General features: G+C 70.2%; 20 protein-coding genes. 9 read left to right on the top strand and 11 right to left on the bottom strand.

Going from position 1 to position 22,338, the window contains the following annotated elements; translation table 11 throughout:
* Window positions 1-32 precede the first annotated feature (32 nt).
* Window positions 33-2,333 carry a transglycosylase domain-containing protein gene (locus tag AB0Q90_RS32650; protein ID WP_363163600.1) on the top strand — a complete coding sequence of 767 codons (2,301 nt, stop codon included), beginning with the start codon at window positions 33-35 and terminating at the stop codon, window positions 2,331-2,333.
* Window positions 2,334-2,447: 114 nt separating this feature from the next.
* On the opposite strand, the gene AB0Q90_RS32645 is transcribed toward AB0Q90_RS32650, so the two are convergent.
* The 3 genes from AB0Q90_RS32645 to AB0Q90_RS32635 form a co-directional block, all read right to left on the bottom strand.
* On the bottom strand, window positions 2,448-4,538 hold the full coding sequence (locus AB0Q90_RS32645) for a SpoIIE family protein phosphatase (RefSeq protein WP_363163601.1): 2,091 nt from the start codon (window positions 4,536-4,538) through the stop codon (window positions 2,448-2,450).
* A 286-nt stretch (window positions 4,539-4,824) separates the two neighbouring features.
* On the bottom strand, window positions 4,825-5,517 hold the full coding sequence (locus tag AB0Q90_RS32640) for a DUF402 domain-containing protein (RefSeq protein ID WP_363163602.1): 693 nt from the start codon (window positions 5,515-5,517) through the stop codon (window positions 4,825-4,827).
* Window positions 5,518-5,589: 72 nt separating this feature from the next.
* A complete protein-coding gene (locus AB0Q90_RS32635) occupies window positions 5,590-6,987 on the bottom strand; it encodes a class II fumarate hydratase (protein ID WP_363163603.1) in 1,398 nt (465 codons plus the stop codon).
* Between the two features lie 148 nt (window positions 6,988-7,135).
* Between AB0Q90_RS32635 and AB0Q90_RS32630 the strand changes: the two genes are divergently transcribed.
* A complete protein-coding gene (locus AB0Q90_RS32630; protein WP_363163604.1) occupies window positions 7,136-7,624 on the top strand; it encodes a hypothetical protein in 489 nt (162 codons plus the stop codon).
* A 129-nt stretch (window positions 7,625-7,753) separates the two neighbouring features.
* Here AB0Q90_RS32630 and AB0Q90_RS32625 read toward each other — a convergent pair whose 3' ends face one another.
* Together AB0Q90_RS32625 and AB0Q90_RS32620 are read right to left on the bottom strand one after the other, a co-directional pair.
* The gene (locus tag AB0Q90_RS32625) at window positions 7,754-7,948 is read right to left on the bottom strand and encodes a hypothetical protein (protein ID WP_363163605.1); all 195 of its coding nucleotides are present in this window, start codon (window positions 7,946-7,948) and stop codon (window positions 7,754-7,756) included.
* A gap of 171 nt (window positions 7,949-8,119) precedes the next feature.
* Window positions 8,120-9,790, bottom strand: a complete 1,671-nt coding sequence (locus AB0Q90_RS32620; RefSeq protein ID WP_363163606.1) for a fumarate hydratase — start codon at window positions 9,788-9,790, stop codon at window positions 8,120-8,122.
* 157 nt (window positions 9,791-9,947) lie between these two features.
* Here AB0Q90_RS32620 and AB0Q90_RS32615 point away from each other — a divergent pair, with 157 nt between their 5' ends.
* Complete coding sequence (locus AB0Q90_RS32615) at window positions 9,948-10,625, top strand: DUF1707 domain-containing protein (RefSeq protein WP_363163607.1); 678 nt, start codon at window positions 9,948-9,950, stop codon at window positions 10,623-10,625.
* Window positions 10,626-10,788: 163 nt separating this feature from the next.
* Complete coding sequence (locus AB0Q90_RS32610) at window positions 10,789-11,166, top strand: WhiB family transcriptional regulator (RefSeq protein WP_186280654.1); 378 nt, start codon at window positions 10,789-10,791, stop codon at window positions 11,164-11,166.
* Between the two features lie 60 nt (window positions 11,167-11,226).
* On the opposite strand, the gene glpX is transcribed toward AB0Q90_RS32610, so the two are convergent.
* Complete coding sequence (gene glpX, locus AB0Q90_RS32605; protein WP_363163608.1) at window positions 11,227-12,261, bottom strand: class II fructose-bisphosphatase; 1,035 nt, start codon at window positions 12,259-12,261, stop codon at window positions 11,227-11,229.
* Window positions 12,262-12,388: 127 nt separating this feature from the next.
* Here glpX and AB0Q90_RS32600 point away from each other — a divergent pair, with 127 nt between their 5' ends.
* A complete protein-coding gene (locus AB0Q90_RS32600) occupies window positions 12,389-12,913 on the top strand; it encodes a DUF4245 domain-containing protein (RefSeq protein WP_363163609.1) in 525 nt (174 codons plus the stop codon).
* Window positions 12,914-12,977: 64 nt separating this feature from the next.
* On the opposite strand, the gene AB0Q90_RS32595 is transcribed toward AB0Q90_RS32600, so the two are convergent.
* From AB0Q90_RS32595 to xseA, 3 genes are all read right to left on the bottom strand, one after another.
* Window positions 12,978-13,568, bottom strand: a complete 591-nt coding sequence (locus tag AB0Q90_RS32595) for a malonic semialdehyde reductase (RefSeq protein ID WP_363163610.1) — start codon at window positions 13,566-13,568, stop codon at window positions 12,978-12,980.
* 133 nt (window positions 13,569-13,701) lie between these two features.
* Entirely contained in the window at window positions 13,702-13,935 is a 234-nt protein-coding gene (locus AB0Q90_RS32590; protein WP_363163611.1) for an exodeoxyribonuclease VII small subunit, read from the bottom strand.
* A 9-nt stretch (window positions 13,936-13,944) separates the two neighbouring features.
* Entirely contained in the window at window positions 13,945-15,153 is a 1,209-nt protein-coding gene (xseA, locus tag AB0Q90_RS32585) for an exodeoxyribonuclease VII large subunit (protein ID WP_363163612.1), read from the bottom strand.
* 131 nt (window positions 15,154-15,284) lie between these two features.
* Between xseA and AB0Q90_RS32580 the strand changes: the two genes are divergently transcribed.
* A complete protein-coding gene (locus tag AB0Q90_RS32580) occupies window positions 15,285-16,829 on the top strand; it encodes a collagen-binding domain-containing protein (protein ID WP_363163613.1) in 1,545 nt (514 codons plus the stop codon).
* 43 nt (window positions 16,830-16,872) lie between these two features.
* On the opposite strand, the gene AB0Q90_RS32575 is transcribed toward AB0Q90_RS32580, so the two are convergent.
* The gene (locus AB0Q90_RS32575; RefSeq protein ID WP_363163614.1) at window positions 16,873-18,240 is read right to left on the bottom strand and encodes an APC family permease; all 1,368 of its coding nucleotides are present in this window, start codon (window positions 18,238-18,240) and stop codon (window positions 16,873-16,875) included.
* Between the two features lie 63 nt (window positions 18,241-18,303).
* On the opposite strand from AB0Q90_RS32575, the gene AB0Q90_RS32570 reads away from it, so the two are divergent.
* Together AB0Q90_RS32570 and ppgK are read left to right on the top strand one after the other, a co-directional pair.
* A complete protein-coding gene (locus tag AB0Q90_RS32570; RefSeq protein ID WP_363163615.1) occupies window positions 18,304-19,314 on the top strand; it encodes a 4-hydroxy-3-methylbut-2-enyl diphosphate reductase in 1,011 nt (336 codons plus the stop codon).
* Window positions 19,315-19,343: 29 nt separating this feature from the next.
* Entirely contained in the window at window positions 19,344-20,087 is a 744-nt protein-coding gene (gene ppgK, locus AB0Q90_RS32565) for a polyphosphate--glucose phosphotransferase (protein WP_363163616.1), read from the top strand.
* A gap of 1 nt (window position 20,088) precedes the next feature.
* On the opposite strand, the gene AB0Q90_RS32560 is transcribed toward ppgK, so the two are convergent.
* Window positions 20,089-20,679: a DUF6542 domain-containing protein gene (locus AB0Q90_RS32560; RefSeq protein ID WP_363163617.1), complete on the bottom strand. Its 591-nt coding sequence runs from the start codon at window positions 20,677-20,679 to the stop codon at window positions 20,089-20,091.
* A 164-nt stretch (window positions 20,680-20,843) separates the two neighbouring features.
* Between AB0Q90_RS32560 and ychF the strand changes: the two genes are divergently transcribed.
* Complete coding sequence (gene ychF, locus AB0Q90_RS32555) at window positions 20,844-21,932, top strand: redox-regulated ATPase YchF (RefSeq protein WP_363163618.1); 1,089 nt, start codon at window positions 20,844-20,846, stop codon at window positions 21,930-21,932.
* Window positions 21,933-22,338: the final 406 nt, after the last annotated feature.

Raw genomic sequence — 22,338 nt, 5'->3', positions numbered from 1 at the left:
CACACCAGAGCGAAGCGGAGCGGATCGGACTCATGGGACGAGCGGAAGAGAGACGAGCACGGCAGCGCGGCGGCCGCCGCGCGGCGCCCAGGCGTCGCCGCTCGTCCGGTGCGGCCGGGAAGACCGGCATACGCCGGTTCTTCACCTGGAAGAAGATCCTCGGCACGTTCCTCGGCTTCTGCCTGCTCGGCATCGGCGGGTTCATCGTGCTGTACATGATGGTGCAGGTGCCCACCGGCAACGCCGAGGCGAGGCTCCAGAGCAACGTCTACAAGTACAGCGACGGCACGGTCCTGGCCCGCGACGGTGAGGTCAACCGCGAGATCGTGCCCATCTCCAAGGTGCCCGAGGACGTCCGGTACACCTTCGTCGCCGCCGAGAACAAGAGCTTCTACAAGGACTCCGGCGTCGACCTGAAGGGCACGACCCGAGGCCTGATCAACACGCTCAGCGGCAAGGGCGCGCAGGGCGGTTCGACGATCACCCAGCAGTACGTCAAGAACTACTACCTCACGCAGGAACAGACGGTCACCCGCAAGCTGCGAGAGCTGGTCATCTCGCTGAAGGTGGACCGCCAGATGTCCAAGGACGACATCCTCGCGGGCTACCTCAACACCAGCTACTTCGGCCGCAACGCCCACGGCATCCAGGCCGCCGCGCAGGCGTACTACCGGGTCGACGTCGAGAAGCTCTCCGTCGCCCAGGGCGCGTACCTCGCCGCCCTGCTCCAGGCGCCGAGCCAGTACGACTGGGCGGTCGCGTCCGAGACCGGCAAGAAGCTGGTCAAGCAGCGCTGGAACTACGTCCTGGACAACATGGTCGAGGAGGGGTGGCTGGACGCCTCCGAGCGGCAGTCGATGAAGTTCCCCGTGCCCAAGGAGCCCAAGGGCGCCGCGGGCCTGGAGGGCCAGAAGGGCTACCTCGTCGAGCTCGCCAACAAGCAGCTGGAGGACCAGCTGATGGAGCAGGAGGGCCTCTCCCGCTCCGAGGCGGAGACCCAGGTCAAGAGCCAGGGCTGGACCATCACCCTGAACATCGACCGGAAGAAGCAGGCCCAGCTGGAGAAGGCCGCCGAGGAGCAGCTGATCAGCAAGCTGGACCCGAAGGAACGCGACGTCGACGCGGACATCCAGGCCGGCGCCGTCTCCGTCGACCCCGAGACGGGGAAGATCGTCGCCCTGTACGGCGGCGAGGACTACTTCAAGCACTACCGCTCCAACGCGACCAGAACGGACTACCAGCCCGCCTCCACGTTCAAGCCCGTCATTCTCGCCGCGGCCCTGGAGAACGAGGCGCAGACGCAGGACGGCGACCCGATCGGCGCGAGCACGGTCTACGACGGCACGAGCAAGCGGCCCGTGGTGGACGCCAACGGCAACAAGGTCGGCTTCGCCCCGCCGAACGAGGACAACGTCGACTACGGCGACGTCACCGTCCAGACCGCGATGAACAAGTCCATCAACTCGGTGTTCGCGCAGATGGGCATCGACGTCGGTATGGACGAGGTGATGGAGACGGCCGGCCAGCTCGGCATGGACGTCGAGGACCTGGAAGCCGTACCGGCCCAGACCCTCGGTTCCATGGGCGCGAGCCCGCTCCAGATGGCCGGCGTCTACGCCACCCTCGACAACCACGGCAAGCAGGTCACCCCGACCATCATCAAGTCGGCCGAGCAGAACACCCGCACGATCAAGATGCCCGACGCGATCGGCGACCAGGTCATCAGCCCGGAGACCGCCGACACCGTGACCTCCGTGCTCACCGGCGTGGTCGACGACGGTACGGCCCGGGTGTCCGTGCGCGACAACCCGTCCCGCGACGGCCAGGAGGTCGCGGGCAAGACGGGTACCTCCGACTACGGCAGGTCGGCCTGGTTCACCGGCTACACGCCGGACCTGGTGACCTCCGTCGGCCTGTTCGGCGAGGACAAGAAGACCGGCGACCAGGTCAACATGAAGGGCGCGACGGGCGAGCTGCCGGGCACCGGCCGGGTCAACGGCGGTGGCATCCCGGCGCAGATCTGGGCGGCGTACATGTTCGGCGTGACGGACAGCGACTCCGAGTTCGACCTGGACACCGACCAGGGCGCGGCGGTCGAGCCGACGTACACGCCGACGCAGACGCAGGAGCCGAGCCAGACCCCGACGGAGGACGAGCCGACGACCCAGGCCCCGACGACCGAGGCCCCGACGACTCAGGCCCCGACGCAGACGCCGTCCGAGACCCCGACGACGGACGAGCCGACCACGGACGAGCCGACGGCCCCGACGACCACGCCGACGGACGACATCCCGGAGGAACCGGGAAGACCGGACGAGGACACAACACAGTAGAGAAGGAACGGCGCCCGGTAGTCACCGGGCGCCGTTACGTACCCCAGGGGCGCGGGGAACTGCGCGACAAGCCACAACCGGCCCGCAGCCGCCACACAACAATCCGTGGCAGCCTCACCCGCGATTGAGCTCGAACCACACAACCTTCCCGGTGCTCAACCGAGTAGCCCCCCACCGCCGCGCCAACTTGTTGACGAGATACAGCCCCCGCCCACCTTCATCCGTGGCGCGAGCCTGCCGCAGCCGCGGCAACTGCGGCACGTCGTCACCGACTTCGCAGCGCAGCACATCCGTCCGCAGCAACCGCAACGTCACCGGCCGCGACGTGTACCGAACCGCGTTCGTCACGACCTCGCTGACCAGCAGCTCGACGGAGTCGGTCAGCTCCTCCATGCCCCAGCGCGACAGCGCGCGCCGGGCCAGCCGCCGGGCACGGCCCGGGGCCGCGTCCTCCGGCTCCAGGAACCAGTACGCGACATCGCTGGGCGCGATCCCGTCGAACCGCGCGGCGAGCAGCGCGATGTCGTCGTCCCGGTCGCCGGGACCGAGCATGTCGAGCACCTCGTCGCACAGCGCCTCCAGCGGCGGCGGATGGTCGGGCCCGGTCAGCTGAGCCGTCGCGGCGAGCTTCTCGCGCAGTTGCTCTATGCCGGTCCACACGTCCCGCAGCCGCGACTCCACCAGACCGTCGGTGTAGAGGAGCAGCGTGGCTCCGGCGGGCGCGTCCAGCTCCACGGCCTCGAAGTCGACGCCGCCGACACCGATGGGCGCGCCCGGCGGCACCCGCAGCACCTCGGCCCGGCCGCCCAGGTGCAGCAGGACGGGCGGCGGATGGCCGGCGTTGGCGATGGTGATGCGGTGCGAGACCGGGTCGTAGACGGCGTACAGGCAGGTCGCCATGCGGTCGGTGCCGAGCCGCTGGGCCTGCTCGTCGAGGTGGTGCAGCACCTCCTGCGGCGGCAGGTCGAGCCCGGCGAGGGTCTGCGCGGTGGTCCGCAGCTGGCCCATGATGGCCGCGCTGGTCATGGAGTGCCCCATGACGTCACCCACCACCAGCGCCACCCGGCTGCCCGGCAGCGGGATCGCGTCGTACCAGTCGCCGCCGACGCGCGCGGTCTCGGCGGCGGGGAGATAGCGGGAGGCCAGCCGTACGCCCGTGGGGCGCGGCAGGGTCTCGGGCAGCATGGTCCGCTGGAGTTCGTCGGCGATGTAGGCCTCACGGCCGTACAGCACCGCCTTGTCGATGCCGAGTGCGCTGTGCGTGGCGAGCTGGGCGGCGACCAGGAGGTCGTCGGCCTCGAAGGCCATGCGTTCGGGGCGGCGCAGGAAGAGCGCGGCGCCGATCACCCGGCGTCGGCCGCGCAGCGGGGCGAGGATCGCGCGCTGCCCGCCGGGTACGACCAACTCGCCGTCGTCGCCCAGCAGTTCCGGGAGGGCGGCGCGGGCGGCGGGCGCGTCGGCGAACACCGGACGTACCCCGCGCAGCACCTCGGCGAGCGCCCCGCCGGGCCGTACCTCGCACAATTCGGCGGTCACGGCGGACAGTTCGGCCAGCTCGGTCGGCTCCGGCTGCCCCGGCGCGGGCAGGAAGCCGCCTTCGGTGTCCCGCTCCTCCGGTATCCGGTCGGTGCGGCGCAGCCGCAGCACGACGGGGCCGGTGGGCCGCTCGTCGCCGACCGGCAGGGGGTCGCGCAGATAGACGAGGATCGCGTCGGAGAACGTCGGCACGGTGGCCCGGCACAGCCCCATCACGATCTCGTCGAGGTCTATGCCGCGGGCGATCCGCCGGGTCGCGGCGCCCACGAACCGCAGCCGGTCCCCGTCCCGCCGCATCGGCGTGGGCCGGCCGGGCTGCACCGTCTGCCCGCTGCGCCGCTCCCCGCCGCCGGGCGCCTCGGTACCCGGCTGGGCCGGAATGGCCTCGGGCGCGGGCCGCGGACGATGGGTGTCGGCCTCCGCCGCGGCGGAGGGCTGCGCATGCTCGGGACCGTTGCTCACGGGGGCCTTGTCGTTGCCGGACGGTGCGGTCGTGCCCGGGGTGGAGGGCGGTTCGCCGGTGCGGGCCTGCGCGGGTAACGCGGCGGCGCCGGACGATCGGGGCGGTACCGGGGAACGCAGGAGCGCCCCGCGGGGGTCCGCGGGGTCGGCGCCCTTCCGGGGGCGCTCGAAGGAGGTCGGCTGCTCCGTCACGCGTGTCGCATCCATCCGTCCGGGGCCGAGGCCCTGCGCGGTGAGCGCAGTTCGTCCCGCCGAAACTCCGATACCCGCAATACGTGCCCCAGGAACGGAATCCCCGCGTGGTCAGAGGCTGTTTCTGTGCCACCGGCGGACTGTGCGCAGCCCGCACCGGTGTTGCCCACGTACCCCTCGCTCACGTCCTGCCGCCCCTCGGTGACGATCGGTCAAGCCCAGTGCACGCTCCGCCAGTTGCCTCGGCGCACCCTTGCGGAGGACGATCCTACGTTTAGGGCCCCGGGGCGCATCAAGGGTCTCATGAGGACATGTGCGCGGGCGTGCGGTCCCAGTCCTCCGGCAGTGACGGTACAGCCCAGGACGCGTCCGGGCGCCAGTGTTGCCAGCTGTCCGAGAACGGCTGCCCCCAGGCGTGGATGGTCTCCACCGCGGCCTGCCCGGCCTTCCGCACCCGCTCGGCCACCTCGGGGCCCATCAGACCGTCCTGCTGGGCCTGCGCGAACTCGTCCTCGTCGCGCCAGCCCCAAGTCCGGTCCGGGTACACGCAGATGTCCAGGAAGTGGTCCTCGGAATCGACCCCGCCGGCCCAACGGGCCAGCGGCTCCTCCAGGTTCACGTACCAGTTCTTGAACCGCCAGCCCGGCTCCCAGAACAGCCACACCGACCACGGCTGGCCGGGCCGCGCCAGCTTCAGCACGCCCGTGCCGAACCACCGGTCGCGCTGCACCGTGCGCGGCTTGGTGTAGCGCGACTGGAGCGGCTCCAGGTGGACCGGCGTCCCGTCGGCCAGCGCGGGCTTGACACACTCGGTGCCGGGCGCCAGCCACACGGCGAGCAGGTCGGCGTCGTCGCGTACGACGGTCACGGGACGCACGATGTGGAAGCGCGCACCGGCGTTCTCCCGGTAGCGCCACAGGATCTGACTCCCGGGCGCCCAGTGCGCCGTAGACCCGCCCGCTTCCACTGCCGTCACCGCTCCGCCGTCTGCCATGACCAGATATTAGGTGTCACGGAGTAACGACGCTGCGGCGAACGTCACGGTTCGCGCCGACGCGAGGATTGGTTACGGGCGCGTCATACGCAGGACATCCAGGGCTTCGTCCAGGTCAGCGAGGGTGAGGTCGCCGCGCTCCAGATAACCGCTCTCCAGCACGACTTGACGGATGGTCTTGCGTTCCGCGAGCGCCTTCTTGGCGACCTTGGCGGCCTCCTCGTATCCGATGTACTTGTTCAGCGGGGTGACCACGGACGGTGACGACTCGGCGTACTCCAGGGCGCGTTCGCGGTGGGCGACGATGCCGTCGACGGTCCGGTCGGCGAGCAGCCGGGAGGCGTTGGCGAGCAGCCTGATCGACTCCAGCACGTTCTTGGCGATGACCGGGAGCATCACATTGAGCTCGAAGTTCCCCGCGGCGCCCGCGGTGGCGACGGTGGCGTCGTTGCCGACGACCTGCGCGGCGACCATGAGCACGGCCTCGGGGACGACCGGGTTGACCTTGCCGGGCATGATCGAGGACCCGGGCTGGAGGTCGGGGAGGGAGATCTCGGCGAGCCCGGTGCGCGGCCCGGAGGACATCCACCGCAGATCGTTGGCGATCTTCGTGAGCCCGACGGCGATGGTCCGCAGCTGGCCGCTGGTCTCGACGATGCCGTCCCGGGCCCCCTGCGCCTCGAAGTGGTCGCGGGCCTCGGTGAGCGGCAGCCCGGTGGCCCGGGCCACCTCCTCGATGACGGCGGCGGAGAAGCCGGGCGGGGTGTTGATGCCGGTGCCGACGGCGGTGCCGCCCAGCGGCAGCTCGGCGAGCCGGGGGAGCGAGGCCCGCAGCCGCTCGACGCCGTACCGCACCTGGGCCGCGTACCCGCCGAACTCCTGCCCGAGCGTGACCGGGGTGGCGTCCATGAGGTGGGTCCGCCCCGACTTCACGACGTCGGCGAACTCCTCGGACTTGCGTTCCAGGGACGCGGCGAGGTGGTCCAGGGCGGGGATCAGATCGCGGGTGACGGCGGCGGTGGCGGCGATGTGGATGGAGGAGGGGAAGACGTCGTTGGAGGACTGCGACGCGTTGACGTGGTCATTGGGATGCACGCTTCGCTGGAGCCGCTCGCTCGCGAGGGTGGCGATGACCTCGTTGGCGTTCATGTTGGACGAGGTCCCGGACCCGGTCTGGAACACATCCACGGGGAAGTGCTCGTCCCACGTCCCCTCGGCGACCTCACCGGCAGCCTCCTCAATGGCTGCGGCGATGTCCTTGTCGAGCACCCCGAGATCCGCGTTCACCTTCGCGGCCGCGCCCTTGATCCGGGCGAGCGCCTCGATGTGGGCCCGCTCGATGCGCTGCCCGGAGACCGGGAAGTTCTCGATCGCGCGCTGGGTCTGGGCCCGCCACTTGGCGTGGGCGGGGACACGGACCTCGCCCATGGAGTCGTGCTCGATGCGATAACCCTGCTCTTCGTCGGCCACTGCCGATCACCTCCACCTGTCACAGCATCCGGGACCCGACAGCTGTTCCCCCGCCGGAGGGGATCTTCACATCGCGCGGCCCGGAGGTGATCGCCGGACAATGGTGGGGAAGCGCAGGGGGGGCTCGTCACCCCACAGGAGGCAGGACATGCTCCGCAGCATCAGGACGCTCATCGCGCTCGGCGCCGGGCTGGCCGCCGCAGGGACCCTGGCCGTCGCCGCCCCCGCCCCCGCCATCGAAGGCGACGAGACGTTCACTCTCTACGCCAAGGAAGTGCCGGGCGAGGACGACGACCAGGGCGAGCAGCAGCTACCCGAGGTCGGCGACTCCTTCTCCTTCGCGGACGACCTCTACGAAGACAAGGGCGGCGAGAAGGTCGGCCGCGACGGAGTCGCCTGCACCGTCGTCCGCGCCGGCAACCCGATGGACATCCAGTGCGTAGGCACGTTCGTCCTCTCCGGCGGCCAGATCACGGCCCAGGTCCTCATGACGGTCCCCTTGGAGGAGACAGCCGAACTCCCAGCCTTCGACGCCTCCGTCACCGGCGGAACCGGCGACTACCGCGCCGCCAGCGGCCAGATCCACTTCACGGACGACGGCGACTACCAACGCCTGGCTTTCGACTTGAGCGGCTGAGACCGTAGCCGTCCCAAGCCCCCAGGCCGGCGCCTCCTGGCGCTGGTGCGCTTCATTCAGCCGGTCCGGTGTTTCGAGGACCAGCCGGTAGCCGTCCCGAGCCCCCACCCGCCCGCTGGGGCGCAGCCCTCAGCCCGGCGCCTCCTGGCGCTGGTGCGCGTCCTCCAGCCGGTCCGGTGTTTCGAGGACCAGCCGGTAGCCGTCCCGAGCCCCCACCCGCCCGCTGGGGCGCAGCCTCCAGGCCGGCGCCTCCTGGTGCTGGTGCGCGTCCTCCAGCCGGTCCGGCGTTTCGAGGACGAGGCCGTAGCCGTCCCAAGCCCCCACCCGCCCGCTGGGGCGCAGCCCTCAGCCCGTCCGGCGTTTGAGGACGAGGCCGTTCAGGCCGAAGGGGGGTTTGGGGGCGCAGCCCCCGGCGGGGTCGAAGGGGCGGAGCCCCTGGTGGTGGGACGGGTAGGGGCGGCGGGGGCGAAAAACGTCCCCGCCGCACCGCAGGCACTAGGCCAGCCCAGGCCCCCGTACCGGAATCGACGTGAACGTGGGCGCCGGCGCCGGGTCCTGGAAGAAGTCGTTGCCCTTGTCGTCGACGACGATGAACGCCGGGAAGTCCTCGACCTCGATCTTCCAGACGGCCTCCATGCCGAGCTCCTCGTACTCGACGACCTCGACCTTCTTGATGCAGTCCTGGGCGAGACGGGCGGCAGGGCCGCCGATGGAGCCCAGGTAGAAGCCACCGTGGCTGCCACAGGCATCCGTGACCTGCTTGCTGCGATTGCCCTTCGCCAGCATCACCTTGGAGCCCCCCGCCGCCTGGAACTGCTCGACGTAGGAGTCCATGCGCCCGGCCGTCGTCGGGCCGAAGGAGCCGGACGCGTAGCCCTCGGGGGTCTTGGCCGGCCCCGCGTAGTACACGGGGTGGTCCTTGAGGTACTGCGGCATCTCCTCGCCCGCGTCCAGCCGCTCCTTGATCTTGGCGTGCGCGATGTCACGGGCCACGACCAGCGGACCGGAGAGCGACAGCCGGGTCTTCACCGGGTACTTCGTCAGCTCGGCGAGGATGTCGTCCATCGGCTGGTTCAGGTCGATCCTGACGACGTCGTCGTCGGAGGCGTCGAGGTGCTCGTCCGTCGTCTCCGGCAGGAAACGCGCCGGGTCGGTCTCCAGCTGCTCCAGGAAGACACCCTCGGCGGTGATCTTCGCGACCGCCTGACGGTCGGCCGAGCAGGACACGGCGATGGCGACCGGGCAGGACGCGCCGTGCCGCGGCAGCCGCACCACGCGCACGTCGTGGCAGAAGTACTTGCCGCCGAACTGCGCGCCGATGCCGATCTTCTGCGTCAGCTCGAAGACCTTCTCCTCCAGCTCCTTGTCCCGGAAGCCGTGCCCCAGCTCCGAACCCTCGGCCGGGATCTCGTCCAGGTAGTGAGCGGAGGCGTACTTCGCGGTCTTGAGGGCGTACTCCGCGCTCGTACCACCCACCACGATCGCCAGGTGGTACGGCGGACAGGCGGCCGTACCCAGCGAACGGATCTTCTCCTCCAGGAACTTCATCATGGAGGCCTCGTTCAGGACGGCCTTCGTCTCCTGGTAGAGGAACGACTTGTTGGCCGAGCCGCCGCCCTTCGCCATGAAGAGGAACTTGTAGGCGCCGCCGTCGGCGGCGTACAGCTCGATCTGGGCCGGGAGGTTCGACCCCGTGTTCTTCTCCTCCCACATGGTGAGCGGAGCCATCTGCGAGTAGCGCAGGTTGAGGTTGAGGTACGCGTCGTAGATGCCGCGCGACAGGGCCGCCTCGTCCCCGCCCTCGGTCAGCACGTTCTGCCCGCGCTTGCCCATCACGATCGCCGTACCGGTGTCCTGGCACATCGGCAGCACGCCCGCCGCCGCGATGTTCGCGTTCTTCAGCAGGTCCAGCGCCACGAACTTGTCGTTGCTGGACGCCTCGGGGTCGTCGATGATCCGGCGCAGCTGGGCGAGGTGGGCCGGGCGGAGGTAGTGCTGGATGTCGTGGATGGCCTCTTCGGCGAGCTTGCGCAGCGCCTCCGGCTCGACCTTGAGGAACGTGCGCCCGTCGGCCTCGAAGGTGGAGACACCCTCGGAGGTCACCAGCCGGTAGGGGGTGGTGTCCTCTCCCATGGGGAGCAGATCGGTGTACGCGAACTCAGGCATCGGTGCCATTCCTCACTCGACAGATGCGGCGGCTGACCTCCATTGGGCAGCGTCCACCAGCGTAGAACCTGGCACTGACGGAGAGCTTGTGAGGTAAGGCTCAGTTCGGCCCCAGGAGGGGCTATCGCGATCTATCGTGTTTCGGTACGCTGCTGCCGTGGACCTTCAGAAGCAGACCGCGCCCGCTGCCGCCACCGAAGCCGAGCTCCGCGCCTCCGACGCCGACCGCGACCGGATCGCGGACATCCTGCGCGAGGCACTCGCCGAGGGCCGCCTCACCGCCGATGAGCACGCCGAGCGGGTCGAGGGGGCGCTCAGCGCCAAGACGGTGGGCGAGCTGGAGGGGTTCATACGCGATCTGCCCGCCGCCCACCGGCGCCGGGCCGCCCCTTCCCCCGGCCTGCCCGCCGCGGTCCCCGCCGTCCCGGACGACAACGTCGTCGCGGTCTTCAGCAGCGCCGTCCGCAAGGGCCGCTGGCGCGCCGGGCGCCGGATCCACGCGTACGCGATCTTCGGCAGCGTCGAGATAGACCTCAGCGAGGCCCTCTTCGAGTACCAGCAGGTCGTGATCAAGGCGTTCTCGTTCTGCGGCAGCGTCGAGGTCCGCGTCCCGGAGAACGTCTCGCTGCACGGCACCGGCGGCGGCGTCCTCGGCGACTTCCAGGTGATCGCGCTCGACTCGGGCGACCCCGAGGCCCCCGCCGTCCATGTGGAGGGGTGGGCCGTGCTGGGCAGTGTCGAGGGCAGAGCGAAGCGCGGCAAACTCGTGGCGGACATCCTCGATCGCGTCCAGCGCAAGGCCGACAAGGGTTTGCGCAAACACCTGGACCGTTGACGACTGCAAATTCGATCGGAACCGAAACCAACCAGTCCGCTCATGCAGCCGCGCGCGAGCCCCCGGAATCCAGCGGTTCGGAACTCAGTGCATAGGCACGCGCACAGCGGGTAGGCCTTGCTGCATCGTCTCTCGCTCGCGAAGCCGTCGTCAGGAGTAGACCGTGCTGCAACCGCCGCATTCGTCCCTGCAGGTAGCTGCCGTTCCGGCCCAGCGGGTGCCAGTGCGGGACAGGGACCAAGACGCCCCCTGGCACACCGAGGCGGTGTGCCGGCGCGACGAGGCCGGCCTGTTCTTCGCACCCTCCAAGGAACCGACCGCCGCCCGGCTCTCCCGCGAGGAGGCGGCGAAGCGGGTCTGCGCACGCTGCCCGGTCATGGTCGAGTGCCGCGAGCACGCCCTCCTCCAGCCCGAGCCGTACGGCGTCTGGGGCGGCCTCACGGCAGCGGAACGCCGAGTGGTGCTGGCCCGCCGCCGGCGCCGCGACCTGGAACTGAAGAAGGCGGCGAGGGCGGCGGGCCGCATAGCGCAAGCGGGTTGAGCAAGGAGCAGAGGAAGGGGCGCCCCCACCGCACCGGGGGCGCCCAACTCCAAGGCGCGGCTACTTCGCCCGGTCGAAGTCGATCGCGCTGTACGCCCGCAGCTTGCTCAGCCGGTGCTCGGAGCTGATCCTCCGCACCGTCCCCGACTTCGACCGCATCACGATCGACTCGGTGATCGCGGAATCCGACCGGTACCGCACACCCCGCAGCAGCTCCCCGTCGGTGATCCCGGTGGCGACGAAGAACACGTTCTCCCCGGTCACCAGGTCCTCGGTGGTCAGCACCCGGTCCAGATCGTGTCCGGCGTCGACCGCACGCGCCCGCTCCTCGTCGTCCTTCGGCCACAGCTTGCCCTGGATGGTGCCGCCCAGGCACTTCACGGCGCAGGCCGAGATGATGCCCTCCGGCGTACCGCCGATGCCGAGCAGCATGTCGACGCCGGTGCCCTCGCGCAGCGCGTAGATCGAACCCGCGACGTCACCGTCGGAGATCAGCTTGATGCGCGCGCCGGCGTCCCGGATCTCCTTGATGATGCCCTCGTGCCGGGGCCGGTCGAGGATGACGACGGTGACGTCCTCGGGCGTGGACCGCTTGGCCTTGGCGACCCGGCGGATGTTGACCGACACGGGCGCGTTGATGTCGACGAAGTCGGCCGCCTCGGGGCCGGTGACCAGCTTGTCCATGTAGAACACGGCGGACGGGTCGAACATCGCCCCGCGCTCGGTGGCCGCGAGGACGGCGATCGCGTTCGGCATGCCCTTGGCGGTCAGCGTGGTGCCGTCGATCGGGTCGACGGCGATGTCCACCTCGGGGCCGGTCCCGTCACCGACGCGCTCCCCGTTGAAGAGCATCGGCGCCTCGTCCTTCTCGCCCTCGCCGATGACGACCACGCCGTTCATCGACACGGTGGAGACGAGGGTCCGCATGGCGCGCACCGCGGCACCGTCCGCGCCGTTCTTGTCGCCGCGCCCGACCCAGCGGCCCGCGGCCATCGCGGCTGCTTCGGTCACCCGGACGAGCTCCAGGGCGAGGTTGCGGTCGGGGGCTTCGGAGGGGACATCGAGCTCGGACGGCAGGTGATGATGTTCGGTCATCGGAGCGCACCTTTCTGATACGACGACGGCCGGATGAGGGTATGGCCATGACTCTATCCTCAGGCCGACAAAATGAGCAGGGGCCCCCACGGATGAGCGGACCGGGGCACCTGCGACGATAGGGGACGTGGCAGGTTCGAACGGCAAGCAGAAGTCGGTCCGCAACATGGTCCTCTCCCTGGGAGTGACCATCCTCGCGGCGGGAGTCATCTACGTCTTCATCCCGCACGACGAATCGGCTCCCGACATCAAGCGAGTGGACTACCGCGTAGAGCTGCTCACCGCGCGGCGCGCGGCGTCCTACCCGGTGGTCGCCCCCGAGGGCCTGGCCAAGGACTGGAAGGCGACGTCCGTGCGCTTCCAGGGCGACCAGGCCGACGCCTGGCACCTCGGCTTCCAGGCGCCCGGCGATGAGTACGTCCAGGTCGAGCAGTCGTCGACGCCCAAGACGGCCCCCTTCATCGAGGAGGCCACCCAGGGCGCCCATGAGACGAAGGCCACGCAGGAGGCCGGCGGCCGGACGTGGACCCGGTACACCGGCGGCCGCTACGACGCCCTGGTGCTGAAGGAGGACGGGGCGACGACCGTGGTCGCGGGCACGGGGTCGTTCGCGCAGCTGACGCAGATGGCGCAGGCGCTGAAGGCCGAGTGACGAGAGGCATACGAGCAGGGCCCCCGGCGTGATCGCCGGGGGCCCTGCTCGTATGTGTCCCTGCTCAGACCGTGGTGACGACGTCGTCGTAGGCCAGGCGCGGGGAGCGCGGGAACCAGGCGTCCTCGCCCGGCTTGCCGATGTTGACCACCATCAGCGGGGTGTGGTCGTCGTCCAGGAACTCCTTGCGGACGCCCTCGAAGTCCAGACCGGTCATCGGGCCGGCGGCGAGGCCCGCGGCGCGGACGCCGATGATGAAGTACGCGGCCTGAAGGGCGGCGTTCAGCGCGGCGGAGCCCTCACGGGCCGAGCGCTCGCCGAAGAAGAGGTCCTTGGCCTGCGGGAAGTGCGGGAACAGCGCCGGCAGCTCCTCGTGGAACTCGTTGTCCGCGGAGAGGATCGCGACCAGCGGGGCGGCGGCGGTCTTGGGCTGGTTGCCCTCGGCCATGTGCTGCACGAGGCGCTCGCGGGCCTCGGCGGAGCGGACCAGCGTCACGCGCAGCGGCGACTGGTTCATGGAGGTCGGGCCGAACTTGACCAGCTCGTAGATCGCCTGCACCTGCTCATCGGTCACCGGCTCGTCGGTGAAGGTGTTCGCGGTGCGGGCCTCGCGGAACAGGAGGTCCTGGGCGGCGGGGTCAAGAACGAGAGACATGCGTGAACCTTCTCGGAGTGAGCGTCGGATCCGTGCGCCGGACCAGCTGACACGTCAACTATAGGTTCATGAAGTTCAATGTTCAATGAAAGTCAGGGCTGAGTGATCCGCTTCACACGATCACCTGGGCGGTCTACTCCTCGTCCCCGGCCTCTTCGTCCGCCGCCTCCTCGGCCAGCGCCGCGTCCAGCCGCGCCCGAGCCCCGTCCAGCCAGCGCCGGCACACCTTGGCGAGCTCCTCCCCGCGCTCCCACAGCGCCAGGGACTCCTCCAGCGTCGTACCGCCGGCCTCCAGCCGCCGTACGACCTCGATCAGCTCGTCCCGCGCCTGCTCGTACCCGAGCGCCTCATCCACCTTGCTGGTCATGCGTCCACCCTAAGCATCGACTCGGACACTGAACTCGCCCTCGGAAACCCGCGCCCGCAGTACCTCGTCGGCGGTGACCTCCTCGGGGTCCCGGACGACATGGCCGTCGGCCTTCTGGAGCACGGCGTACCCGCGCTTGAGGGTCGCCGCCGGGGAGAGGGCCACCACGCGCGCGTGGGTGTGCGTCAGTTCCGAGTCGGCGCGGTCGAGGAGATGGCCGAGGGTGCGGCGGCCGCGGTCCATGAGGGACGCCACATGGTCGGCGCGCTCGTCGATCATCCGGTGCGGATCCTGTATCGACGGCCGGGCCAGCGCATGGGCGAGCCCGCGCTCCTCCCGCTCGATGACGGCCCCGACACAGCGCCGGGCGCGATCGCGCAGCATCCGCACCCGCTCGTACTCCTCGCCCACGTCCGGTACGACCTTCTTGGCGGCGTCGGTCGGGGTGGAGGCGCGCAGGTCGGCGACGTAGTCGAGGAGCGGGTTGTCGGGTTCGTGGCCGATGGCGGACACCACGGGCGTACGGCAGGCGGCGACCGCGCGGACGAGTTGCTCGTCGGAGAACGGCAGCAGGTCCTCCACGCTGCCGCCGCCGCGCGCGACGACGATCACGTCCACGTCGTCCAGCGCGTCGAGCTCCTTCACGGCCTGCACGACCTGCGGTACGGCGTGCACACCCTGCACCGCGACGTTGCGCACCTCGAAGCGGACGGCGGGCCAGCGGTGCCGGGCGTTCTCCAGGACGTCCCGCTCGGCGGCGGAGGCGCGCCCGCAGACCAGCCCGATGAGCTGGGGCAGGAAGGGAAGCGGCTTCTTGCGCTCCGGCGCGAACAGCCCCTCGTTCGCCAGGGCCTTCTTCAGCTGCTCCAGGCGCGCCAGCAGTTCGCCGACGCCCACCGGCCTTATCTCGGCGGCCCGCAGCGACAGCTGGCCGCGCGGGGCGTACCACTCGGGCTTCGCCAGGACGACCACCCGAGCTCCCTCGCTCACGACGTCCGCGACGGCGTCGAACACCTGCCGATAGCAGGTGACGCTCACGGAGATGTCGTACGAGGGGTCCCGCAGCGTCAGGAACACCACGCCGGCGCCCGGTCGCCGCGACAGCTGGGTGATCTGCCCCTCGACCCACACCGCGCCGAGCCGGTCGATCCACCCCCCGATGAGCCGCGACACCTCGCCGACCGGCAGGGGGGATTCTGCGGACGTGTTGAGAGCCATGTCCGTGAGCGTAGCCGTCGGCACCGACAACGAACCGTCCCGGCGAGGGCCGTTGGTGCACCGTTCGGCGTGGCTGAAGCCCGACGGCGGTGCCGCGTCCCTAGCTTCATCTCATGTCAAATTACGTATATATGACTAAAGCGGGCGGACAGCGCCGTCTGGCGATCGCCCTGCTGGTCACGACCGGCACGGCCTGCTCCGCCGCCCTCGGCAGCGCCGCCCTGGCCGTGGCGCCGGCCCGCGACACGGTCAGCATCGGCAACCCGGTGGCCGGCAACAACGGCTTCGGAGTGGTCACCGAGGGCGACGCCCTGCTCGGCAGCACCGAGTCCGAGGGGCCGGTGGCGATCGGCGGGAACCTGTCCTACGGCGACGGCTACAACGTCTCCCTGCACACCGCCGGGACCTTTGTCGCCCCCGGCGACTCGAACCCGACCGCGCTGCTGGTCGGGGGCGGCGTCGACTACGTCGGCAGCAGCCCGTCCGGCGTGCTGAGGGTCCTCGCCAACGGCTACGCCAAGATCGGCGACATGACCGGCAGCCAGGCGCTGACCACGGACTCCAACGGCGCCTCCGTCAACACCCGCGTCACCGCCACCGGCGCGGGCTACGACTCGACCCCGCGCATCGAACTGACCACGCAGCAGTCGGCGGACTCGGTCGCCCAGTCGGGCCTGATGGACTTCACGTCGCTGTTCTCGACGTACCGCGACCGGGCCGACGAGATGGCCGGCTGCGCGACCAACGTGACCCTGCTGGACGGCAACGGCAACCCGCTCGCCGACCAGACGAACATCCCGGCCGGCACCGGCGTCAAGATCTCGCTCACCAGCGGGCAGACGAACGTGCTGCACCTGACCGGCGAGCAGCTCAACAACCTCAGCGAGATCACCTTCCTCGACAAGCCGTCGGCGTCGACCCCGCTGCTGATCGTCGTCGACACCACGGCCACGGGCGGCGAGTTCACCTGGAACACGCCGAACATGGCGGGCGTCTCCGGCACCGAAGCGCCGTACATCCTCTGGGACTTCCCCGACGCCACGGACATCACCATCGCCTCCGGCGACAGTCTCGAAGGCACGATCTACGCCCCCAGCGCCCACCTCACGGACCTCAGCCCCTCCAACATCGAGGGCGACGTGATCGTGAAGTCCCTCACGGCGGGCCCGCTGGACGACACCACGCGCGCGGGCGTGAACGCGGGCGAGATCCACTACTTCCCGTTCGCGGCGGACCTCCAGTGCGAGGACGAGACGACGCCTACGGATCCGACGGAGCCCGCGGAACCCACGGATCCGACGGACCCGACGGATCCGACGGAGCCCACGGATCCGACGGAGCCGACCGAGCCCACGGATCCGACGGAGCCCACGAACCCGACGGAGCCGACCGAGCCCACGAACCCGACGGAGCCCACGAACCCGACGGAGCCGACCGAGCCCACGAACCCGACGGAGCCGGCCGAGCCGACGGACCCGACCGAGCCCACCGACCCGAGCCCCTCCGATTCCACCGGCCCGCACCCGGCGCCCAGCCACAGCGACCCCGAGCTGGCCGACACGGGTGAGGACCTCCCCGTAGGCCCCCTCGCGGCGGCTGCCGCGGCTCTCACCGGCGCGGGTGCCGCCGTACTCCTGTGGACGGCCCGTCGCCGTCGCGGTCGGCACGAGGCGTGAGGTCGGGGGCGGGGCTCTGTGCCGAGTCCCCGGGTGGGTTCTCCTACGCCGAGTCCCGCCCCCGTTGGAGCACCAGCACCGCCAGTCCCACCGCCAGCCAGACCGCGCCCACCACCTGCGCCGTACCGGATGCCTCCACGATCACGGCGAGGGTGATGGCCGCCCCGGCCACCGGGATCAGCACGTGCCGCCACCAGATCACCGGGCCGCCCTGGCGGCGTACCGCGAACCAGCCCACCACGCTCGCGTGCAGGAGTGTGAAGGCCGTCAGGGCGCCGATGTCGACGACCGACACGAGGTGGTCCATGCCGTCGTCCCGGCGGGCCGCCCACACCGCCGCGACCAGCGTGACCGTGGCCGCGCACAGCAGCGCCACCCTCGGCACGCCGGCGTCCGTCTTCGACAGCGCGCGCGGGAGGCGCCGGTTGCGGCCCATCGCGAACAGCAGACGTCCGGCCGCCGCCTGCCCGGCCAGCGCCGCGAACGCCGCGCCGATCGCCTTGCTCGCGGCCACCAGGTCGTGCAGCCACGTCCCGACCGAGGCGTCCACGGCGTCGTAGAAGGCGGAGCCCTGTCTGCCCGGCTCGGCGGCCAGTTCCGCCGAGGACGTCGGCTCCAGCAGCGCCACCAGGTACGTCTGCGCGACGAAGAGGACGCCCGCGAGCGCCAGACAGAACAGCACCGCGCGCGCGACCTTCTCCGAGCCGCCCGTGACCTCCTCCGCGAAGGAGGCGATCGCGTCGAAGCCGAGATACGACAGGACCGCGATCGACACCGCGCCCAGCACCGCCGACAGCGCGAACGCCCCCTGCGAGCCGTCCCCGGACAGCGGCGACAGCCAGCCCCGCTCGGCCCCGTCCCCGGCGAGCACCACCACCGCCGAGACGACGAACACCAGCAGGACCACGATCTCCATGGCCAGCACCAGGAAGCCCACCCGGGCGGCCGTCCGCGCCCCCCACAGGTTCAGCAGCGTCGTGACGACCACCGCGAGCGCCGTCCACACCCAGCGCGAGACCTCGGGGACGAGCGCCTCCATCGCGATCCCGGAGAACAGATACGCCACCGCGGGGATCAGTACGTAGTCCAGCATCGCCATCCAGCCCGCGACGAAGCCGGCCCTCGGGCCCAGCCCCGCGCGCGCGTAGGCGAACACAGACCCCGCCTGGGGGACGACCCGCACCATCTGCGCGTAGCTGAATGCGGTGAACGCCATCGCGACGGTGGCGACGAGATAGACCAGCGCGACCGCCCCGTGGGACTTGGCGTCCAGCGTGCCGAACACTCCGACCGGCGCCATGGGCGCGATGAACAGCAGCCCGTACACCACCAGGTCACGGAAGCCGAGGCTGCGCCGCAGACGGTGGTGTTCCGCGTCGGTCGTAGAGGCCGCCGTATCAATGTCGGACATGCCGCCAGTGTCCAGAACCGTCATCGACGCCGCGATCTTTGACCCGCCGAACGCGGCCTTACGATGGGGTGCATGACTGCTTCGCCTGGCCGCCGTGTCCTGCTCGCCGCCCCCCGGGGCTACTGCGCGGGTGTGGACCGCGCCGTGATCGCCGTCGAGAAAGCCCTGGAGCAGTACGGGGCTCCGATCTATGTCCGCCACGAAATCGTGCACAACAAGTACGTCGTGCAGACCCTGGAGAAGAAGGGCGCCATCTTCGTCGAGCAGACGGAGGAGGTCCCGCCCGGCAACATCGTCATGTTCTCGGCGCACGGCGTCGCCCCCGTCGTCCACGAGGAGGCCGCGCGCGGCCAGCTCGCCACCATCGACGCGACCTGCCCCCTCGTCACCAAGGTCCACAAGGAAGCCGTCCGCTTCGCCAACGAGGACTACGACATCCTCCTCATCGGGCACGAGGGCCACGAGGAGGTCATCGGCACCTCCGGCGAGGCCCCCGAGCACATCCAGCTCGTCGACGGCCCCGAGGACGTCGCCAAGGTCGAGGTCCGCGACCCGTCCAGGATCGTGTGGCTGTCCCAGACCACGCTGAGCGTGGACGAGACGATGGAGACCGTCGACGCCCTCAAGGCGAAGTTCCCGCAGCTGGTCTCCCCGCCGAGCGACGACATCTGCTACGCCACGCAGAACCGTCAGCTCGCGGTGAAGCAGATGGGCGCCGAGGCCGAGCTGGTGATCGTCGTCGGCTCGCGCAACTCCTCCAACTCCAAGCGGCTCGTCGAGGTCGCCAAGCTTGCCGGCTCCCGCGAGGCCTACCTCGTGGACTTCGCGAGCGAGATCGACGAGGCCTGGCTGGAGGGCGTCACGACCGTCGGCGTCACCTCCGGCGCCTCCGTCCCGGAGGTGCTCGTCGAGGAGGTCCTGGAGTGGCTCTCCCAGCGCGGCTACGGCGATGTGGAGCTGGTGAAGGCGGCCGAGGAGTCCATCACCTTCTCGCTGCCGAAGGAGCTGCGCCGCGATCTGCGCGAGGAGGCCGCGACCCTGATCGCGGAGCGCAAGGGCACCTCCGGGGAGTGACTGTCAGTCGTCCGTCGTAACGTAGAGCCATGCAGATCTTCGGTGTGGACATCGGCGGATCCGGGATCAAGGGCGCCCCTGTGGACCTGGACCGGGGCGACCTTGCCCAGGAGCGCCTCAAGGTGCTCACCCCGCAGCCGGCGACGCCCGACGCCGTGGCGGACGGTGTGCGGCGGGTCGTCGGGCACTTCGGCTGGACGGGACCGGTCGGGCTGACCTTCCCCGGCGTGGTCACCGGCGGAGCGACGATCCGCACGGCGGCCAATGTCGACAAGGGCTGGATCGACACCGACGCGCGCGCGTTGTTCGGCGAGCGGCTGGGCGGCTTGCCCGTGACGGTGGTCAACGACGCCGACGCGGCGGGCGTCGCCGAGATGGCGTTCGGCGCCGGCCGGGGCCGCAAGGGCACGGTCATCCTGCTGACCTTCGGCACCGGCATCGGCAGCGCCCTGTTCGTCGACGGCGCCCTGGTGCCCAACACCGAGCTGGGCCACCTGGAGCTGAACGGCCACGACGCGGAGAAGCGGGCCTCCAGCAAGGCCCGGGAGGACGGCGACCTGACCTGGGAGCGCTGGGCCAACCGGGTCCAGAAGTACCTCGCCCATGTCGAGATGCTGTTCTCGCCGGAGCTGTTCGTCATCGGCGGCGGCGTCAGCCGCAAGGCCCAAAAGTTCCTGCCCTACATCGAGGGCATCAAGGCGGAGATCGTCCCGGCGCAGCTGCAGAACAACGCGGGGATCGTCGGGGCGGCGATGCGGGCGGTGAAGGAGTAGATCACACCGGCGGACGGTTCCGGGCAGCCACCCTGCGTCGCATCAGACGCACCTTCCGCACGGTCACGATCACCCCGGCGACGAGCGTCCCGCCGTAGAGCCACCCGGCCTGGGTCGCCAGGGCGGTGAACAGTCCCATCAGCCGGTCGCCGACTCCGTCGCCGCTGTCGGCGATCGGTACCAGTCCCAGGGCGAACGCGATCGGTACGACGATGACCGCGGTCACCAGGTCCGCCTTGCGCACCCAGGCCGCGGTCAGCGCGCACACCGGCAGGAACAGCACGCCGTAGACGGTCGGCGAGGCTCCGAACAGCAGGGCGTCCAGGCCGCCGAGCGCAAGCATCAGCACCATGCCGAACAGTCCGACGCCCAGCCCGGTGAGCCGGGGGTTCGGCATCCGCCGTACCGCCTGGACCACGGGAGGCGGGGGCCGGCGCACGGCGGCGGGGGGACGGCGCGGGACGCCACCACCGCGCGCCTGCGCACCGCGCTCACCGCGGTCACCGCCCCTGGCCTGCGGGGGCAGCGGCGGGGTGCCGCGGCGCGTTCCGTCCTGCCCGTACCGCGCTGGGCGTGTCCTGTGTTGCTCCACTGGACCAACTTAGGTCTGTTTATGTGCCGAATCGCCCATCAGACACGCCGAGGGGCGGACCTTGACCAAGCGTTCGAACGGATCGGCGGGCCGGTGCCGGGCACGCCGTAGACTGGTGGACCGCCCCAGCTCTCCACTCACTCTCACGTACGGGAAGTCGCAACGTGTCGCTCACGATCGGAATCGTCGGTCTGCCGAATGTCGGCAAGTCGACCCTGTTCAACGCCCTGACCAAGAACGACGTGCTGGCGGCCAACTACCCGTTCGCCACGATCGAGCCGAACGTCGGCGTGGTCGGCGTCCCCGACGCCCGGCTCACCCAGCTGGCCGAGATCTTCGGCTCCCAGCGCATCCTCCCGGCGACCGTCGACTTCGTCGACATCGCCGGCATCGTGCGCGGCGCGTCCGAGGGCGAGGGCCTGGGCAACAAGTTCCTGGCGAACATCCGCGAGTCCGACGCGATCTGCCAGGTCATCCGTGCCTTCAAGGACGAGAACGTCGTCCACGTCGACGGCAAGGTCTCGCCCAAGGACGACATCGAGACGATCAACACCGAGCTGATCCTCGCCGACCTCCAGACCATCGAGAAGGTCCTCCCGCGCCTCCAGAAGGAGTCCCGGATCAAGAAGGACGTCGCCCCGAAGGTCGCGGCGGTCGAGGCGGCGAAGGAGATCCTGGAGAAGGGCGACACCCTGTTCTCCGCGGGCATCGTCCAGGGCTCCGGCAACGAGGAGCTCCTGCACGACCTGCACCTCCTCACCACCAAGCCCTTCCTCTACGTCTTCAACGTCGACGAGGACGAGCTGACCGACGACGTCTTCAAGGACGAGCAGCGCGCCCTGGTCGCCCCCGCCGAGGCGATCTTCCTCAACGCCAAGCTGGAGGCGGACCTCGCCGAGCTGGACGAGGAGGACGCGATGGAGCTGCTGGAGTCGGTCGGCGCCGAGGAGCCCGGCCTCGCCACCCTCGCCCGCGTCGGCTTCAACACCCTCGGCCTCCAGACCTACCTCACGGCAGGCCCCAAGGAATCCCGCGCCTGGACCATCAAGAAGGGCGCCACGGCCCCCGAGGCGGCCGGCGTGATCCACACCGACTTCCAGAAGGGCTTCATCAAGGCCGAGGTCATCTCCTTCGCCGACCTCCTGGAGACCGGTTCGGTGGCCGAGGCCCGCGCCAAGGGGAAGGCGCGCATGGAGGGCAAGGAGTATGTGATGCAGGACGGGGATGTGGTGGAGTTCCGCTTCAATGTGTAGCGGCTGACATATCACCACGTCGCTGATCTTGCAAACATGCAGGTCAGATAGGGTCCGGCTCTTCGGGGTCGGGCCCTTTGTTTTTTCCCGTGCTGGGATGGTGCTGGGATAGCTGACCCCTCGTCACCTGTCGTCATCTCTGGTCATCCGTACCGTGCTGGGATGGTGCTGGGATGGGGTGAGGGTGCCCGTGCTGGGATTCAGGCGTGCGCTGCGCGATGCGAGGGGGTGGCGGATGGAAGCTCCGTCTGCACGCTTTCTTCACCGCTCCGGAGCGGTGCCGTGAGAGCAGGTTGGGCGCGTGAAGGTCCACGGGGCCTCCCCCTGAGTGGTGGACACGCTGATACTGGATCTGCTTGATCCGGAGGAAGCGAGAAGACCGCCGATGGCGATGAAGGACTATTCG

It is taken from the genome of Streptomyces sp. NPDC079141, from assembly GCF_040686775.1.
In the GTDB taxonomy this organism is placed as follows: Bacteria; Actinomycetota; Actinomycetes; order Streptomycetales; family Streptomycetaceae; genus Streptomyces.
The sequence above is the reverse complement of the archived record's forward strand: the minus strand, read 5'-3'. Positions and strand labels throughout refer to the sequence as shown.

Excerpts from the sequence above, each read along its gene's own strand:
- AB0Q90_RS32650 (WP_363163600.1), top strand. The coding sequence starts at position 33 with ATGGGACGAGCGGAAGAGAGACGAGCACGGCAGCGCGGCGGCCGCCGC.
- xseA (WP_363163612.1), bottom strand. The coding sequence starts at position 15,153 with ATGGCTCTCAACACGTCCGCAGAATCCCCCCTGCCGGTCGGCGAGGTG.
- AB0Q90_RS32590 (WP_363163611.1), bottom strand. The coding sequence starts at position 13,935 with ATGACCAGCAAGGTGGATGAGGCGCTCGGGTACGAGCAGGCGCGGGAC.
- AB0Q90_RS32595 (WP_363163610.1), bottom strand. The coding sequence starts at position 13,568 with ATGTCTCTCGTTCTTGACCCCGCCGCCCAGGACCTCCTGTTCCGCGAG.
- AB0Q90_RS32640 (WP_363163602.1), bottom strand. The coding sequence starts at position 5,517 with ATGGCAGACGGCGGAGCGGTGACGGCAGTGGAAGCGGGCGGGTCTACG.
- AB0Q90_RS32570 (WP_363163615.1), top strand. The coding sequence starts at position 18,304 with ATGGGGTGCATGACTGCTTCGCCTGGCCGCCGTGTCCTGCTCGCCGCC.
- AB0Q90_RS32580 (WP_363163613.1), top strand. The coding sequence starts at position 15,285 with ATGACTAAAGCGGGCGGACAGCGCCGTCTGGCGATCGCCCTGCTGGTC.
- AB0Q90_RS32645 (WP_363163601.1), bottom strand. The coding sequence starts at position 4,538 with ATGGATGCGACACGCGTGACGGAGCAGCCGACCTCCTTCGAGCGCCCC.
- AB0Q90_RS32620 (WP_363163606.1), bottom strand. The coding sequence starts at position 9,790 with ATGCCTGAGTTCGCGTACACCGATCTGCTCCCCATGGGAGAGGACACC.
- glpX (WP_363163608.1), bottom strand. The coding sequence starts at position 12,261 with ATGACCGAACATCATCACCTGCCGTCCGAGCTCGATGTCCCCTCCGAA.
- ppgK (WP_363163616.1), top strand. The coding sequence starts at position 19,344 with ATGCAGATCTTCGGTGTGGACATCGGCGGATCCGGGATCAAGGGCGCC.
- AB0Q90_RS32575 (WP_363163614.1), bottom strand. The coding sequence starts at position 18,240 with ATGTCCGACATTGATACGGCGGCCTCTACGACCGACGCGGAACACCAC.
- AB0Q90_RS32630 (WP_363163604.1), top strand. The coding sequence starts at position 7,136 with ATGCTCCGCAGCATCAGGACGCTCATCGCGCTCGGCGCCGGGCTGGCC.